The 14,175-nt window shown below is 65.0% G+C and carries 10 protein-coding genes and 1 pseudogene; 4 read left to right on the forward strand and 7 right to left on the reverse strand.

Translation table 11 applies throughout. From position 1 onward, the window contains the following. The first annotated feature begins 20 nt into the window (after positions 1 to 20). A complete protein-coding gene (locus DTA22_RS26355) occupies positions 21 to 2,114 on the forward strand; it encodes an ISAzo13-like element ISRop2 family transposase (RefSeq protein ID WP_112301442.1) in 2,094 nt (697 codons plus the stop codon). Between the two features lie 15 nt (positions 2,115 to 2,129). Here DTA22_RS26355 and DTA22_RS26360 read toward each other — a convergent pair. From DTA22_RS26360 to DTA22_RS26375, 4 genes and pseudogenes are all read right to left on the reverse strand, one after another. Continuing rightward, positions 2,130 to 2,900: pseudogene (locus DTA22_RS26360) on the reverse strand (IS256 family transposase); the annotation flags it as partial. Between the two features lie 131 nt (positions 2,901 to 3,031). After that, the gene (locus DTA22_RS26365) at positions 3,032 to 4,174 is read right to left on the reverse strand and encodes a hypothetical protein (RefSeq protein ID WP_037240891.1); all 1,143 of its coding nucleotides are present in this window, start codon (positions 4,172 to 4,174) and stop codon (positions 3,032 to 3,034) included. Positions 4,175 to 4,532: 358 nt separating this feature from the next. Beyond that, a complete protein-coding gene (locus DTA22_RS26370) occupies positions 4,533 to 5,045 on the reverse strand; it encodes a hypothetical protein (protein ID WP_037240892.1) in 513 nt (170 codons plus the stop codon). A gap of 190 nt (positions 5,046 to 5,235) precedes the next feature. Further along, complete coding sequence (locus tag DTA22_RS26375) at positions 5,236 to 5,901, reverse strand: PLP-dependent aminotransferase family protein (protein WP_245973397.1); 666 nt, start codon at positions 5,899 to 5,901, stop codon at positions 5,236 to 5,238. 418 nt (positions 5,902 to 6,319) lie between these two features. Here DTA22_RS26375 and DTA22_RS26385 point away from each other — a divergent pair, with 418 nt between their 5' ends. The 3 genes from DTA22_RS26385 (at position 6,320) to DTA22_RS26395 (ending at position 8,168) form a co-directional block, all read left to right on the forward strand. Then, entirely contained in the window at positions 6,320 to 6,880 is a 561-nt protein-coding gene (locus DTA22_RS26385; protein WP_146777800.1) for a hypothetical protein, read from the forward strand. A gap of 103 nt (positions 6,881 to 6,983) precedes the next feature. After that, positions 6,984 to 7,481 carry a hypothetical protein gene (locus DTA22_RS26390; protein WP_112301444.1) on the forward strand — a complete coding sequence of 166 codons (498 nt, stop codon included), beginning with the start codon at positions 6,984 to 6,986 and terminating at the stop codon, positions 7,479 to 7,481. A gap of 195 nt (positions 7,482 to 7,676) precedes the next feature. After that, positions 7,677 to 8,168 (forward strand): hypothetical protein, encoded by a 492-nt coding sequence (locus DTA22_RS26395; RefSeq protein WP_235214567.1) that lies wholly within the window; start codon positions 7,677 to 7,679, stop codon positions 8,166 to 8,168. 182 nt (positions 8,169 to 8,350) lie between these two features. Here the strand turns inward: DTA22_RS26395 and DTA22_RS26400 are convergent, their stop codons facing one another. The 3 genes from DTA22_RS26400 to DTA22_RS26410 all read right to left on the reverse strand — a co-directional run bounded on the left by DTA22_RS26400 (position 8,351) and on the right by DTA22_RS26410 (position 14,169). Further along, positions 8,351 to 8,791 carry a MerR family transcriptional regulator gene (locus DTA22_RS26400; protein WP_255309519.1) on the reverse strand — a complete coding sequence of 147 codons (441 nt, stop codon included), beginning with the start codon at positions 8,789 to 8,791 and terminating at the stop codon, positions 8,351 to 8,353. A 645-nt stretch (positions 8,792 to 9,436) separates the two neighbouring features. Next, positions 9,437 to 10,582 carry an acyl-CoA dehydrogenase family protein gene (locus DTA22_RS26405; RefSeq protein ID WP_112301446.1) on the reverse strand — a complete coding sequence of 382 codons (1,146 nt, stop codon included), beginning with the start codon at positions 10,580 to 10,582 and terminating at the stop codon, positions 9,437 to 9,439. Positions 10,583 to 10,659: 77 nt separating this feature from the next. Next, positions 10,660 to 14,169, reverse strand: coding sequence for an indolepyruvate ferredoxin oxidoreductase family protein (locus DTA22_RS26410; RefSeq protein ID WP_112301447.1), 3,510 nt, complete (start codon positions 14,167 to 14,169; stop codon positions 10,660 to 10,662). Positions 14,170 to 14,175: the final 6 nt, after the last annotated feature.

Consider the following 14,175-nt stretch of genomic DNA (forward strand, 5'->3'; position numbering starts at 1 on the left):
GTCGGTGCGGTAGGGCGGTTGTGAGCGAGGTCGACGGGCGGCTGCGGGAGCGGTTCGAGGTCTTGTTGCCGCATCTGAACGAGCGGCAGCGGCGTTTGGCGTTGGCGGCGGAGGCCCGGTCGCTGGGGCATGGCGGGGTGCGGGCGGTGGCCCGGGCGGTCGGTGTCAGCGAGACCACGGTTCGCAGGGGCGTGTTCGAGTTGGAGGCCGGCGAGCAGCCGGCGCCGACGGGTCGGGTCCGCCGTCCGGGTGGGGGCCGCAAGGGTGCGGACGCGCTGAATCCGCAGCTGGTGCCTGCGTTGTTGGCGCTGGTCGAGCCGGATGAGCGTGGGGATCCGGAGTCTCCGTTGCGGTGGACGACCAAGTCGCTGCGACACCTGGCCGAGGAGCTGACCCGGCAGGGCCATCCGGTGTCCGCGCCGACGGTGGGACGATTGTTGCGGGACAACGGATTCAGTTTGCAGGCCAACGCCAAGACGTTGGAAGGCGAGCAGCACCCGGACCGGGACGTGCAGTTCCGCTACATCAACGAGCAGGTCAAGGCGCACCAGGACGCGGGCGAGCCGGTGATCAGCGTCGATTCGAAGAAGAAGGAACAACTCGGCCAGCTGCCCACCCCGGGGCGCGAGTGGCGCCCGCAGGGCGATCCGGTGCGGGTGGTCGATCACAGCTTCTTCACCGGACCGAATGCGGAACGGGCCATCCCGTACGGCGTCTACGACTTGACCACCGACGCCGGTTGGGTCAATGTCGGCGTCGACCACGACACCGCCGCGTTCGCGGTCGCCTCCATCCGCCGCTGGTGGCAGGCGCGCGGCGCCGCCGACTACCCGCACGCGAGCCGGCTGCTGATCACCGCCGACGCAGGTGGCTCCAACAGCTACCGGTACCGGTTGTGGAAGGCCGAATTGGCTGCGCTGGCATCCGAGACCGGGTTGGCGATCACGGTCTGCCAGTTCCCGCCCGGCACCTCGAAGTGGAACAAGATCGAGCACCGGTTGTTCTCCCAGATCACCATGAACTGGCGGGGGCGGCCGCTGACCAGCCATGAGGTCGTGGTCAAGACCATCGCCTCCACCCGCACCCGCACCGGGTTGCGCGTGGACGCCGAGCTGGACACCGGCGACTACCCGATCGGGATTTCGGTTGGTCGAGACGAGTTGCGCGCGTTGCCCATCCGACCGCACGCCCAGTGCGGAACGTGGAACTACACCATCGAACCCACTCACGCCGACGCCGCTCCGGTTCCCGGCCGGGACCGGGAAGGCGAGCGCGTCGCGGCTGTCGCGATGCTCGCCGACTCGCGTCTGACCGGCATGACGGGCGACGAGCTGGACGAACTCACCGCACGGCTGGCACCGGCCCAGGCCGCGCGCGCCGAGCAACGCCGCTGGCACCAACGCGGCGGCCGGCGCCGCAATGCCCCGGGTGCCGGCGGGCGACGGCTGCTGTCGGACGCCGCGGCCCTGCTGATCACCGTCGTGTATCTGCGGCAGGTCTGCCCTCAGCGGGTGCTGTCGGATCTGCTCGGGGTGAATCCGAACTCCATCGGCGAAATTATCGCCGAAACGCGGATGCTGCTCGACGAACACGGCCATCACGTCACCCCGACCGTCGGGCTGCGCTTCAGCACCGCTGCAGACCTCGCGGGATTTCTCCGTGACGGCACGGCACCCGACCCGACACCGAATCGGCCGCTCCCCGAGGCACTGTCGCATCCGGCTCTGACCGGCATGAGTCGCCGGCAACTGGGCGACCTCGTCGAACGCCTCGCCGTCCGGCAAGCCGCCATGGTCGAGCGACGCCGCTACGCCCAACGCGGCGGCGAACGCATGCCAGGGGGCCGCGGCGGAATCTTCCTCCAGAAGATCACCGATGCCGAACGCGTCCTGGCCACCGTTCTGCATATGCGCCAGCTCTGCAACCGCGCCGTCCTGGCCGAACTGTTCCAGGTCAGCCCCCGCACCATCGGCAATGCCCTGCTCGACGTGCGGCCACTGCTCGAACAGGACGGCTACACCCCGGCACCGGCAACCATCCGCTACCGCACCGCCGCCGCCCTCCTCGCCGCCATACCACCACGAGAGGGCGACACACCCGAATCGGCACATTAATTCCTTACAGTCACAATGCGTTCGGCAGCGTTGCCAAGCGGCCCCGGGCAGGGTCGCGCCGATCGCCGACACGAGGCCGGCGTGCGCGTCGGAGGTCACCAACCGCACTCCGGACAGCCCGCGGGCGACCAGCGACCGGAAGAACGCCAACCAACCGGCACCATCCTCGCTGGAGGTCACGTCCAGGCCCAGGATCTCTCGGTAGCCCTCGGCGTTCACGCCGACCGCGACGAGTGCGTGCACGTTGACCACCCGACCGTTCTCGCGGACCTTCAACACGAGGGCGTCGGCGGCGACGAACGTGTACGGTCCGGCGTCCAAGGGTCGGCTGCGGAACGCCTCGACCTGGGCGTCGAGGTCCTTGGCCATCACGGACACCTGCGACTTGGACAGGCTGGTGATGCCGAGGGAATCGACGAGTTTCTCCATCCGGCGGGTGGAGACGCCGAGCAGGTAGCAGGTGGCCACCACCGAGGTCAGGGCCTTCTCGGCGCGTTTGCGGCGCTGCAGCAACCAGTCCGGGAAATACGAACCGGAGCGCAGCTTGGGGATCGCGACGTCGAGTGTGCCGGCACGGGTGTCGAAGTCGCGGTGCCGATAGCCATTCCGGCTGTTGATGCGGTCGTCGGAGCGTTCACCGAAACCGGCACCGCACAGGCTGTCGGCCTCGGCGCCCATCAGCGCGTCGATGAACGTGGACAGCAGGCTGCGCAGCAGGTCGGGGCTGGCGTCGGTGAGGCGGTCGGTCAGGAACTGGTGCAGGTCGATATCGTGGGCAGTGGTCATCGCGTGGTCCTTCATCGAGTGACTTTGGTCGGTCTCTCGAAGAGTCACGCGATGGCCGCCTTCATTGGGCTACGACACGCCGGTCAGATCCGAATCCGGTCGGTACACCATCTTTATGGACGCAACCGCCATCAAACCCAGACCCATCCGAAAGGACCCGGTTCCTTCTTCTGCAACCGGCGGACACCCCCGGACTCGTCAATATCGAGGAGTATCGATTCCATCAGGCTAGGGGCACCCTGCCACAGCCGTGGCCGTCCGTCGCGGTCGAACACCGACATACGCCGCGCGCACACCCGCCCGCTCAGTCCAGCGACGCGGAACGTCACGATAAGGGTCGTCGTCGGGAACCAGCCGTCGATCTCGATATCGAGCAAACCTTGTGGGGTGTTTTCCGCGAGTAGTCGGACACGTTGACGTTCCGTCCATTCGTCAGGATCGCCCAGCTTGAGCAGTGGTGAGACTGGAAGTTCCGGTATCGCAGGCAATTCCGCATCCACGTCGTGTAGGGCGAGGGCACCGCTGTGGGTGAGTGCGCCATGGGCCGTGGCGAACGTGCCCGACGTGGTCGACACCCATACCTGATCGAAACTCGGCAGTGTCGCCAGACTAATCGGGAAGCCGGGAGCGATTACCCATGTTTCGGGCCGGGTTATGGCGCGATCGGGACGAAAGTAGGTGAACTGCTCGTCGGTGCCGTCGTAACCGGCCGCAAAGGCAGGGTCCTGCAGTTGGTACGCCAACGCCCTCGATCGCATCACCAGCCAGGTCCCCGATTCGGTCGTCCACGGCGGGAAAGCCGATGTGAACGGCACCGAGACGATGGGGCATAGTTCTTCGTCGAGCAACTGGCCGCGCATTTCCGACCGGCCGACCGCGAGTGGCGCCCCCACATCCACCAGCGTGGTGTCACCGGAGTTCCAGAACGGGCGTGGCCAGGCCGTTCCGAGTTCGAGTGCACCGTCGAGGCGAACCCGCGCGCACCACGGCCCACGCTGATTCTGCGCGACTATCCTGCCCTGGGCCCCGGTGCGCATGAACAGGAGAAAGCCGCCATCGCCCGGGCTGACCGACTCGATGTCCGCCGGCACACCAACGGTGGCATAGACGCCCTTGCTCAATGTCCGCAGCATCAGGGAGCTGCTCGTCACCGGATGTGTTGGTGCCGCGGTGGCCAGGACGCCGTCTGTTAGTGCCGATGCCGAGACCGGGGCGGAGTCAACGATCGTGACGGTACCGGCGTGATCACAGTGCGCGATGCCGTCAGCCCCCACGATCCAGCATCCAGAGTTGTCGGCGTGAAGCCAACGAGGTGTGTATCCGACTATTCCCGAGCGGCGCGTCACACCCGGCATGGTGTGCGTGCTGGTGGAACCGTCCTCTGCTCGACGAATGAGAACAGGCTGCCCTACATCGAGGATCCACAACACCGAACCATGTCCGGCCAACGGCCCCGCCCGAAACTCTCTCGTCGAACCTGTGCGCCCAGATGACGCAGTGTTGTCGCCGCTCATGCGCCTTTCGGCGAGTTGCTGAGGATCATCCTCAATACTTACCAGACTGTGCGACCTCGCGGTGAATGAAGCTCACAGCGATACCGTGAGCCTTCGAGCGATCCCCGAGAGCGGATCGCTATACGACACCGCCAGCAGGTCTAATCACATCGCCCGTGAATCGGTCCCGGTACTGAAGGAGTCTCTGCGGCGCAGGGTCCTGAGGCCAGATCTGGAGCTGGAGGTGCACCCACGGCTGCGCGGACTTAGGTGGGTACGAGTCCCAGTATTCAGTGCGCCCCTGGGCGAGCACGCGGATCCGGTAGCTGCCAGGTCCCGCCGTCTCCATCGGACCGATGATGCTCCCAGATACACCATCGAAGCAGATCTCGTCATCCTCGGTGGTGAACGACGCCTCCCCGATGTCTTCCCACTCATCGAGCAACGAGTCTGTGATCGGAGGGGCCACGCCTTCGGTTGCGGCGACAGTCACGCGGATCAAGCCTCGCCCGCCCGTATGGATCACCACCCGGCCGCGACCACCATTCACGAACCACGGTTCTTGGTTGAACCACTCCGTACCGAGAAACTCGCTGTCGAACGGTGGCCGCAGAATCAGCGTGTTGTAGTCGACGTCGATCACGATGTCCATTGGCGCCAGCAACGTTCCCCCGCCCGCGTTGTCGTATCCCGCATCGATACACAGTGTGGCAAATAGGGCGGCGACCTGACCTCGAAATCTTCGCTCTCATTACCGCATACCGATGGACCTTCGGGCGGCGCTGGTGCTCCGACGGGCCCTGAATACACTGACCCGTTCGTCGTGTCGACTCGGATTGCTCTCAAAGGCTGCCGATCACTCTATGGTGGCCCTTACCGGACCAGACCGCGACGGCATCGACGAGTCGAGGCGTCATGAATCCACCGGTATCGCCCCACGGCCACGCGACATGAGCGCGGGCCACCTGGTCTTGAACGAGGTCGGCAATGCAGACGACGACCGACTCCACTTCATCGTCGACCTGCGCGGCACTTCCGCTCATACCTAAACCGCTGGGACCGCGACCGAGCACCGTCACATCGCTCAGAAGGAACACGTAGCCGCTGTCCGGTTGGTACTCAGCGACCCAGTCGATCCGCTCGACCACACCGCCGTACTGACGCACGTTCAGATCGTGGCCAACCCGACCCAGCGCGTTGACCCACGCATCCGGTAGGTCCGACGACACCAGGTGCAGGCCCTGCCGCGCTATCCAGGTGGCGGTCAGCACTTGCTCACCGCGAGAGCCGAAGAGCGGAATCCGGTGATCCTTGTGGTCAGGGCCATCGTCGAAGGTGATCGTCAGCGACGTGCTGAATGCAGCAGAGCTAGGTCCCTGAGGACGGCGATACGGTTCTTCACCGACGTACCATGCGTCGGTAGCGACGAAGTCGAAGCCGTCCTGGACCCCCTTCCCTGGTAGACGTTCCCACTCGAAATACACTCGACGACCAAGATCCAAGCCCATACGAGTCTTCGTCGACGGCGTCGTCGCGTGGACCCAGCAACCACCGGGCGTCTCGGGTGAGTCGATGACCCCCAGCCCTCCTCGAGGTTCCAGCTACGAACGATTCCGATCGTCGGAGACATAAGTCGATACTGCATCATCACCACGAACGTTCACGTGCCAATCTTCCACTCGGCCCGGCAGGTGACGGATGATCCCGGTGATGGATCGATGACCGGTCACCGTTCCGTCTCCGGGACGCTCAGCACCCGCGTGGGATTCGACCCACGCGGGTCTCGAAACGATGACAGATCGCCAAGACGTGGCCCACTTACGGTGTACTGCTGACTATCGATCGGGTCTGAGGGCACGGTCTGGAGGGTTCATGAGCATCCGAATATCGTCGAACACACCGGATGACGAACCGGGGAACACGTTGTTGCCGGTTCTCGACAGAATCGACGAAGACCTACGCACCCACCCAGCGGTGACGCTTGCGAGCGAAGAAGTCCCCTTGATGCACCGCACCACCGCCGGAGATCGATTCGGTCCAGTCCGGCTCATCGAGCGCGACTCCGAAGTCGCCGTCGTATTCGCCGCAGACACGACCCGTTGGGCGGTTCTTGTTCAGCCCGGTGACGATTCACCGAAGGCATCCCTCATCCTCGGGGTACCCAATCCCCGCGCTAACTTCGGTCGCTCATTTCGGGCTTCGCACTTGAAGCGGTTGACCGTCCATCAATCCGGCGATCCGTCCGTCGCGAAGGAACCACCAGAGTTCGGATGGATGGCACTGACCGGAATCGCTGCCGAAGGCGTGTCTCAGTTCGAAGTGAGGTCGTCGCTCGATACAGACACCGGAGGTGTCGGAGCCGACGGAGTCGTCTTTGCGGTGCTCCGCGCGCGGTGGAGAGAGAAACTGCACGTCACAGTAACCCTTGCCAGCGGCGAGACAGTCCCCATCCATCATCCAAGCCTGCGGCCCGAACGCCCGAGCTGACCAACCCCTGCCGGCGAGGCGTTATCGGGGAGGCGTCGAGCAAGACGGTGGGGGCGTGGCACGGGTTTGTCACGCTGCGTCGGCTTGGGGCGATACCTAGATCATGAGGGTGAGGGAAGTCGCGTTAGGCGCCAGCTCTGTTCTCGCGATCGCAATCGCGGCCTGTGCCTGCTCGCCCGGCGATGAAGCCGAATCGCGCGATCCGAGCGTCTTCGTCCAATCCACCCAGTTTGCACCGCCGCCGGCGCCGATCACCGATCCCGTCCCCACCGCCGAGCAACTGACCGCCTTGTATAACGCCACCACCAACTACTCCATACGCGAGGAGGACCGCGCGCGACTCTTGGAGGGCCCCAGCGACCAGACCCTGCCGATCGCGCGGGCCTGGGGTGCGCAACCCTCACCCCAATACATCCAGTTCACCACCGTGGAACCCGTCGGCCCAGACATGATCAACGCGACTGGCCAGGGCCACCTCGAACGCATGGCCCCTTACCCGGTCGGACCCATCCCCTTCGTGCGTTCCGACAGTGAGTGGAAGCTATCCCGCGCCTTCGTCTGTGGCGGATTGTTTCTCGTCGCACCGCAGGTCTGCAACTAAGGCTGGTCGACAGGCCAACCGATTTGTTCAGATCGGTGACCGGTTGCCGATCCGCTCGCGGGAACCACCTGTCCGCCGGCGCGTTTCCCGACCGTTCCGCAGGTGGTTCGGTGACCTGTCATTGAGCGTCAGCGGATCCTCCGGCGGTACTCGGAGATGGATACAGAATCGATCGGACTATGGAAGGTGAGACGAGTGCGATATACGGGCAGCGCGGAGGTCGACCGCATGTTCTGTCTGAAGGACGAGGACGAACGCGCGTGGGAGGAGCTTCCGCCACTGCCGAAAATCGGCTTCGGCCTAGCCGGGAGCGATCCCGGGATGGTCTACGTCTATACCGGGATGTACATGGGTCCGCTCGATCTCGAGGTGGAAGTGCTCGGCGACCGTCCAGTCACTGTCGACGACGGTTGGGAAGACATCGAAGAGGTTTCGTTCGAGACATTTTCCGACACTGTCACCGTGCTGACCGACTCGGAGACACCGATCGCCAGTTTTCCGCCTACCGTCCTCTCCGCCGGCGTGGGAACCTACCGCGTCCGAGTCCACTCATTCGGGCGTGACCTTATGTGGGACCTCGTCGCGGAAGTGCCGGTCGAGCAGTACAAGATTCAGATCTGGCCCGCCAGACTCACTGGCCCGGTCGTGGTCCAACATCGGAGTGTGCACGCGGTGATGGGCCGCTGAAAGGCCTCCGATTTTGTCCGCTCATCGATCGTTTTGCGGGACCGCACACCGACGCCTCGCATGGTGTGGTCTGGGCTGTGCGGACAGTCCGTTCTCGCAAAGATCCGAGGTGAGGTCGCCGAGCGGATGGACGGCTTCCGCGGAATGGACCTCGACTGGTGTTCCGAAGGGGCGGCGGTGGTTCAGCCGGATGCGGGGCCGGGCTGATCCGACTTGGGGCGGTGGGTGTGCTGGAGTTCAGCGTTGATGCGTCGGGCCTCGGCGAGTTGGTCTTCGAGGATGATGATGCGGCACGCGGAATCGAGCGCGGTGCCCTGGTCGATCAGTTCGCGGGCTCGGGCGGCGAGACGCAGCTGGTATCGGGAGTAGCGGCGGTGGCCGCCCTCCGAGCGTCCGGGGGTGAGCAGCTTCGCGGCGTCGAGGCTGCGCAGGAATGCCTGTGTCACGCCGAGGATCTCAGCGGCGTGACCCATGCTGTATGCCGGGTAGTCCTCGTCGTCGAGCTTCCCGGCCGCGCGGCGGTCGGGCGAATCTTCCGGAATGGGGTGACCCCTTTCGAACGGACAGGGCCCCCGGCGCCGTGAGGCACCGGGGGCCGGAGCGGGTTTCACTTCCTTATTCACTGCACTTCTTCCGGCCGTCGGGCCTTCGTGCCGCCCGACCGCCGCCGGATATGCCGGGGCCTTACACACTCACATCAACCCTTGCCCGGCACATCCTGGTCTTGCGGTACTTCGCTGCGGGCAGTTCATTCTCTCCCGCACCTCGTGAACTCTTACCTTGCGACGAGAGGAACTCTACAACAGCGACCCCTCAATGTCTACAGTCACCACTACAGATATTCTGGAGCGGTTGACCGGGGATTTCACACCCGAACCGACTTTTCTGTCCACGTCGGCGGCTGCTCGCTCGACGGACCGGCTCTCGTTGATCGATGACGGACGGCGAAGTCGCTAGTCGCAGTAGGCGTCGAGATGTCCGCTTCCTCAGATCAGGTGTGGTCGTCCCGATCCCGTCGTCGGCAGGATCACTGGTATCGAGATCGGGAATCAGATGTGAGTGTCGGATCGATATTCAGGGAGTATCGGCATGGCGCAGGGCATTGTGAGGCCATGCGCACCCCTCCGCCGCCGCGTCGATAGCCCCTGATGAGCGATCCGCTTACGGGACGGGTCGGGGACTCGACGTTCGGACAGTCCGCCCCGGTCGTCGTTCCGCAATCGGCGTCGTCATACGTGCCTGCCGGGATTTCTCCAACGGCGACTCTCCTACAGCGATTTCGCGATGATGCTCTTCATCACCTCGTTGGCGCCGGCGTAAATTTTCTGGACGCGGGCGTCCTCGTACATCCGGGCGATCAGGTACTCGCGCATATAGCCGTAGCCGCCGTGCAGTTGGACGCATCGGTCGATGACGGAGCACTGCTGTTCGGTGAGCCAGTACTTGACCATCGCTGCCTCGGCCGGATCCAGCTGCCCGGCCAAGTGTTCGCTGATGCAGTGATCGAGGAACACCTCGCAGATGCGGGCGATCGTCTGACATTCGGCGAGTTCGAAGGCGGTGTTCTGGAATTCGAACAGGCTGTGCCCGAAGGCCTGCCGTGATTTCGTGTAGTCGACGGTGTCCTCGACCGCGCGGCGCATGGCCCCCGCCGCCTGCGCGCCGATGATCAGCCGTTCCTGCACCAGCTGCGCGATCAGCTGTCCGAATCCCTGTCCTTCCTGTCCGAGCAGGTTCGTCACCGGGACGCGTACGTCGGTGAATGACAGCTCGGCGGTGTCGGCGCCGTGCTGGCCGACCTTGTCGAGGACCCGCCCGACCGTGAAGCCGGGGCAGTCGCGTAGGTCGACGATCAGCAGTGCCACCCCTTTGGCACCGGCCTTCGGGTCGGTCTTCACCGCCAGCACGATCATGTCGGCGGACGCGCCGTTGGTGATGAAGGTTTTGGACCCGTTGACAATGTAGTGGTCGCCGTCCCGGACCGCGATGGTCTTGATTGCCTTCAGGTCCGACCCGGCGCCGGGTTCGGTCATGCCGATGGCGCCGAGGATATCCCCGGTCGCCATCCCCGGAAGCCAGGTCGTCTTTTGTTCGTCGGTGCCGTATTCGAGGATGTAGTGCGCCACGATGCCCGAGTGCACGGAGATGCCGAAGGACAGGTCACCGGCGTAACCCTGGGCGTCGAAGACGGCAAGATCGTGCGCGAAGGAGCCACCGCCGCCGCCGTACTCCTCGGGGATCGAGCAGCACAGCAGTCCGAGCTTGCCGGCTTCGAGCCACACCGAGCGGTCGATGCGCTGCTGGGCGTCCCAGGTTTCGTTGTGGGCGACGACTTCTCGTTCGAAGAACCCGGCGGCGAGGTCGGACAGTGCTTTGACCTCCTCGTCGTGCCATGACGGGACGTACTTCTTCATGGATGTTCCTTTGTGATCGTTTCCGTGCGTGCTGTGAGGCGGCCTCGGGCTGACCGGTGTCCGCCGGTTTGTGGGCCCTATACGGCTTGCTTCTCGGCTCGGGCGGCAAGGGGGTACGCCTCGAGGAGCTTGTGCAGTTCCTGGTGGTACGACGCCACATTGGCGACCTTGATCTGTTCGTACCCACGGACGAGGTCGGGCAGTTCGGCGATCTCCACCGCCGCGGAAACGCTGTGGGGGTTGAGCAGGTGGAGGAGTTGCTCGATGGTTTCGCGGTATTCGGTGATCAGCTCGCGTTCCATCTTCCGGATGTGGTGGTAGCCGAACACATCGAGCTTGGTGCCGCGGATCTTGCGCATGCGGTGCAGCGTCCGGAATCCGGGGTTGATCCAGGATCCGAGTGAGAGCTTGTTCTTCATCCCCATGGCGCGCAGCATCGGGGGGTGCAGCCGGACCGACCGTTTCGCGCTCTTGCCGAACGCGTCCTTGATCGCGGCGTCGAAGGCAGGGTCCAAGGCCAGGCGTGCGACCTCGTACTCGTCCTTGTAGGCCATGAGTTTGAACAGGTTCTTCGCGACGGCCTCGGTCAGTGCGGTGGAGTGTCCGACCAGCGCGGCTTCCCGCTGGCGTACCGATTCCACGAACTGGGCGTAGTCGCGGGCGTAGTCGATGTCCTGGTAGTCGATGAGTTCGGCAGTGCGTAGCCCGACGATGCGGGCGAGTTCGGAATCGGCTGAGGCCCGGACCGTGCCGGCGAGGGCGAGCGCCTGGAGAGATGGGACGGCCGGTTCGAAGTCGGCCCGCCGGTTGCCCTCGATAGCGGCGGTGAGGGCTTCGGGGTCCGCGATGGCCTGACGGCCGCGGCGGAATGCCTGCAGGTTCGCCTCGATCGAGACACCGTTGAGGGTGATTGCCTGTTCGATTGCGGTCGCCTCGATGGGGAGGACACCGGTCTGGAAGGCGGCTCCGATCAGGAGCATGTTCGTGTACTGCTCGTCGTCGAACAACTCACGCGAGAGCAGAGCCGGGTCGAGGTAGATCGCGCGGGAGGTGGCGCCGTCGACGGCGGTGCGGATGGTGCTCAGTTCCGGGAAATGCACTGCGGTGTCGACGATCATCTGACCGGTGGGGATTTCGGTGGTGGAGACGACGGCGACGGTGTCGGAGCTGTTGGCGACCTTCAAGTTGTTGGGGTCGGTGGCGACGAGGGAGTCGCAGCCGAGGTAGAGACCGCAGCGGCCCTCGCCGATCTTCGAGGCGCCCTCGCGGGGTTCGGCGCTGATCTTCAGATCCGACACCACGGCGCCGCCCTTTTGCGCCAGGCCGGTCTGGTCCAGGCTGCGGACGAACTTGCCGTCGATCACGGCGGCGGTAGCCAGGACCTGCGCGACCGTGATGACACCGGTACCCCCGACGCCCATGATCCGCACCCCGAACTGGCCGTCGATCGCCGGCACGTCGGGGTCGGTGATCAGGTCGGCGGCGATGGCCGGGACAGGTGTGCGCTGCTCCTTCGGGCCGGGGGTGATGGTGACGAAGGAAGGGCAGTCCCCTTTCAAGCACGAAAAGTCCAGGTTGCAGGAGGATTGGTGGATCGTGGTCTTGCGGCCGAACTCGGTGTCGGTGGGGTGCACCGACAGGCAGTTGGACTTCTCCCCGCAGTCGCCGCAGCCTTCGCAGATGCGTTCGTTGATCATCACCCGGGTGGTCGGGGTGGGCAGGGTGCCGCGCTTGCGCTTGCGGCGCTTCTCGGCGGCACATTCCTGGTCGTGCACCAGGACGGTGACCCCGGCGATCGTCGCCAGTTCCGTCTGAACGTCGACGAGGTCGTCCCGATCCCGGATCTCGACGCCCTTGGGGAGTTTCAGTGAGCTGATGCGCTTGCGGTCTTCGGTGGTGACCACGACCTTCTTGACCCCTTCGGCGAGGAGCAGCCGGGTGATCCGGTCCAGCGGCATGGCGCCGACCGGGTCCTGTCCGCCGGTCATGGCGACGGTGGCGTTGTAGAGCAGCTTGTAGGTGACGTTCTCCCCGGAGGCGACGGCGGCGCGCAGCGCCAGACTGCCCGAGTGCATGAACGTGCCGTCGCCGATGTTCTGGATGAGGTGGTTTTCCTCCAGGAACGGGGCCATGCCGATCCATTGGGCGCCTTCGCCGCCCATCTGGGTCAACCCGATCACGTCGCCGACCTGCTTGTCGTCCATCATCATCACCATGGCGTGGCAGCCGATTCCGCCGCCGATCAGCGTGTCCGGTGCCACCTTGGTCGAGGAGTTGTGCGGGCATCCCGAGCAGAAATAGGGGGTGCGGTTCAGCAGCGGCAGTGCGATCTTCGAGGTCCTGGGGCGCTGTCTCCACAGCTGGACCGGTTCGATGCCGTATTCGTCGCCCAGTCGGCGGCTGAGGGCATTGGCGATCAGGTCGGCGTCGAGCTCTCCGAAGATGTTGACCAGGGACTTGCCGTTCGGATCGGTCTTACCGATGACCACCGGGGCGTTGGCGCGCCGGTAGAGGATGTCGCGGACCGCGGTCTCGAGGAACGCCCGCTTCTCCTCGACGACGATGATCTCGTCCAGCCCCGCAGCGAACCGGTGCACGATCTCGGGGTCGACGGGGTAGATCATGCCCAGCTTGAGAATGCGGATCCCGTACCGGAGCAAGTCTGCAGGTCCGAGGCCGAACAGTGAGAGTGCCTCGCGCAGATCGAGATACGTCTTACCGGAAGTGACGATGCCGATCCGGTCGTCGGGCCCGGATTGCACGATTTGGTTCAGTTTGTTGATGCGCGCGTAGTCGAGCGCGCGGGGCAGCCGGTCCATCATCTGGCTGCGTTCGAGGGTGAGCAGGTTGGGGCCGACGAGGTTGGCGTTCGGGGTGTACGTGCTCGGTCCGAGGTCACCGAAGCTCGGGTCGATCCGGTCGGGGTGCACGACGGCGGAGCTCGCGCCGTCGGCGACGGCGGTGACGATTTTCAATCCCGACCACAGGCCGGTGAACCGGGAAAGGAACGGTGCATGCAGCCCGTAGTCGAGCACCTCCTGGGAATCGGCCGGGTAGAGGGTGGGGATGAGCAGATCCGCCATGGCCACCTCGGACGCGCATGCCAGGCTCGAGGACTTGCCGCCCGGGTCGTCGCCGACAAGGGCGACGGCGCCGCCGCGCGGATCGGTTCCGACGAGGTTGGCGTGCCGAATCGCGTCGGAGGCGCGGTCGAGTCCGGGGGATTTGCCGTACCAGTATCCGGTGACCCCGTCCGAGCGCAGATGCCCGATCTGTGGTGCCATTTGGGTGCCGAGCACGGCGGTGGCGGCCAGTTCTTCGTTGACACCGGGACGGTGCACGAGGTCGTACTCGTCGAGGATCTTGCGTTTGCGGGCGATCTCGAGGTCGTACCCGGCCAGCGGTGATCCTTCGTAGCCGGAGATGAAGGACGAGGTGCGGTGGCCGCGCCGCCGGTCGAGGATGGCCCTGTCCCGCAGCACGCGTACCAACCCCTGGATTCCGGTCAGGTAGACCGATCCGTCTTCGAGGACGTAGCGGTCGTCGAGGGAGAACGTGGACGAGCGGGTCTGCATGGTGGAGGACAAGGCTGT

Origin of the sequence: Rhodococcus wratislaviensis, assembly GCF_900455735.1 — a bacterium.
GTDB lineage: Bacteria > Actinomycetota > Actinomycetes > Mycobacteriales > Mycobacteriaceae > Rhodococcus_F > Rhodococcus_F wratislaviensis.

Excerpts from the sequence above, each read along its gene's own strand:
- DTA22_RS26370 (WP_037240892.1), bottom strand. The coding sequence starts at position 5,045 with ATGGACATCGTGATCGACGTCGACTACAACACGCTGATTCTGCGGCCA.
- DTA22_RS26375 (WP_245973397.1), bottom strand. The coding sequence starts at position 5,901 with ATGGGCTTGGATCTTGGTCGTCGAGTGTATTTCGAGTGGGAACGTCTA.
- DTA22_RS26390 (WP_112301444.1), top strand. The coding sequence starts at position 6,984 with ATGAGGGTGAGGGAAGTCGCGTTAGGCGCCAGCTCTGTTCTCGCGATC.
- DTA22_RS26405 (WP_112301446.1), bottom strand. The coding sequence starts at position 10,582 with ATGAAGAAGTACGTCCCGTCATGGCACGACGAGGAGGTCAAAGCACTG.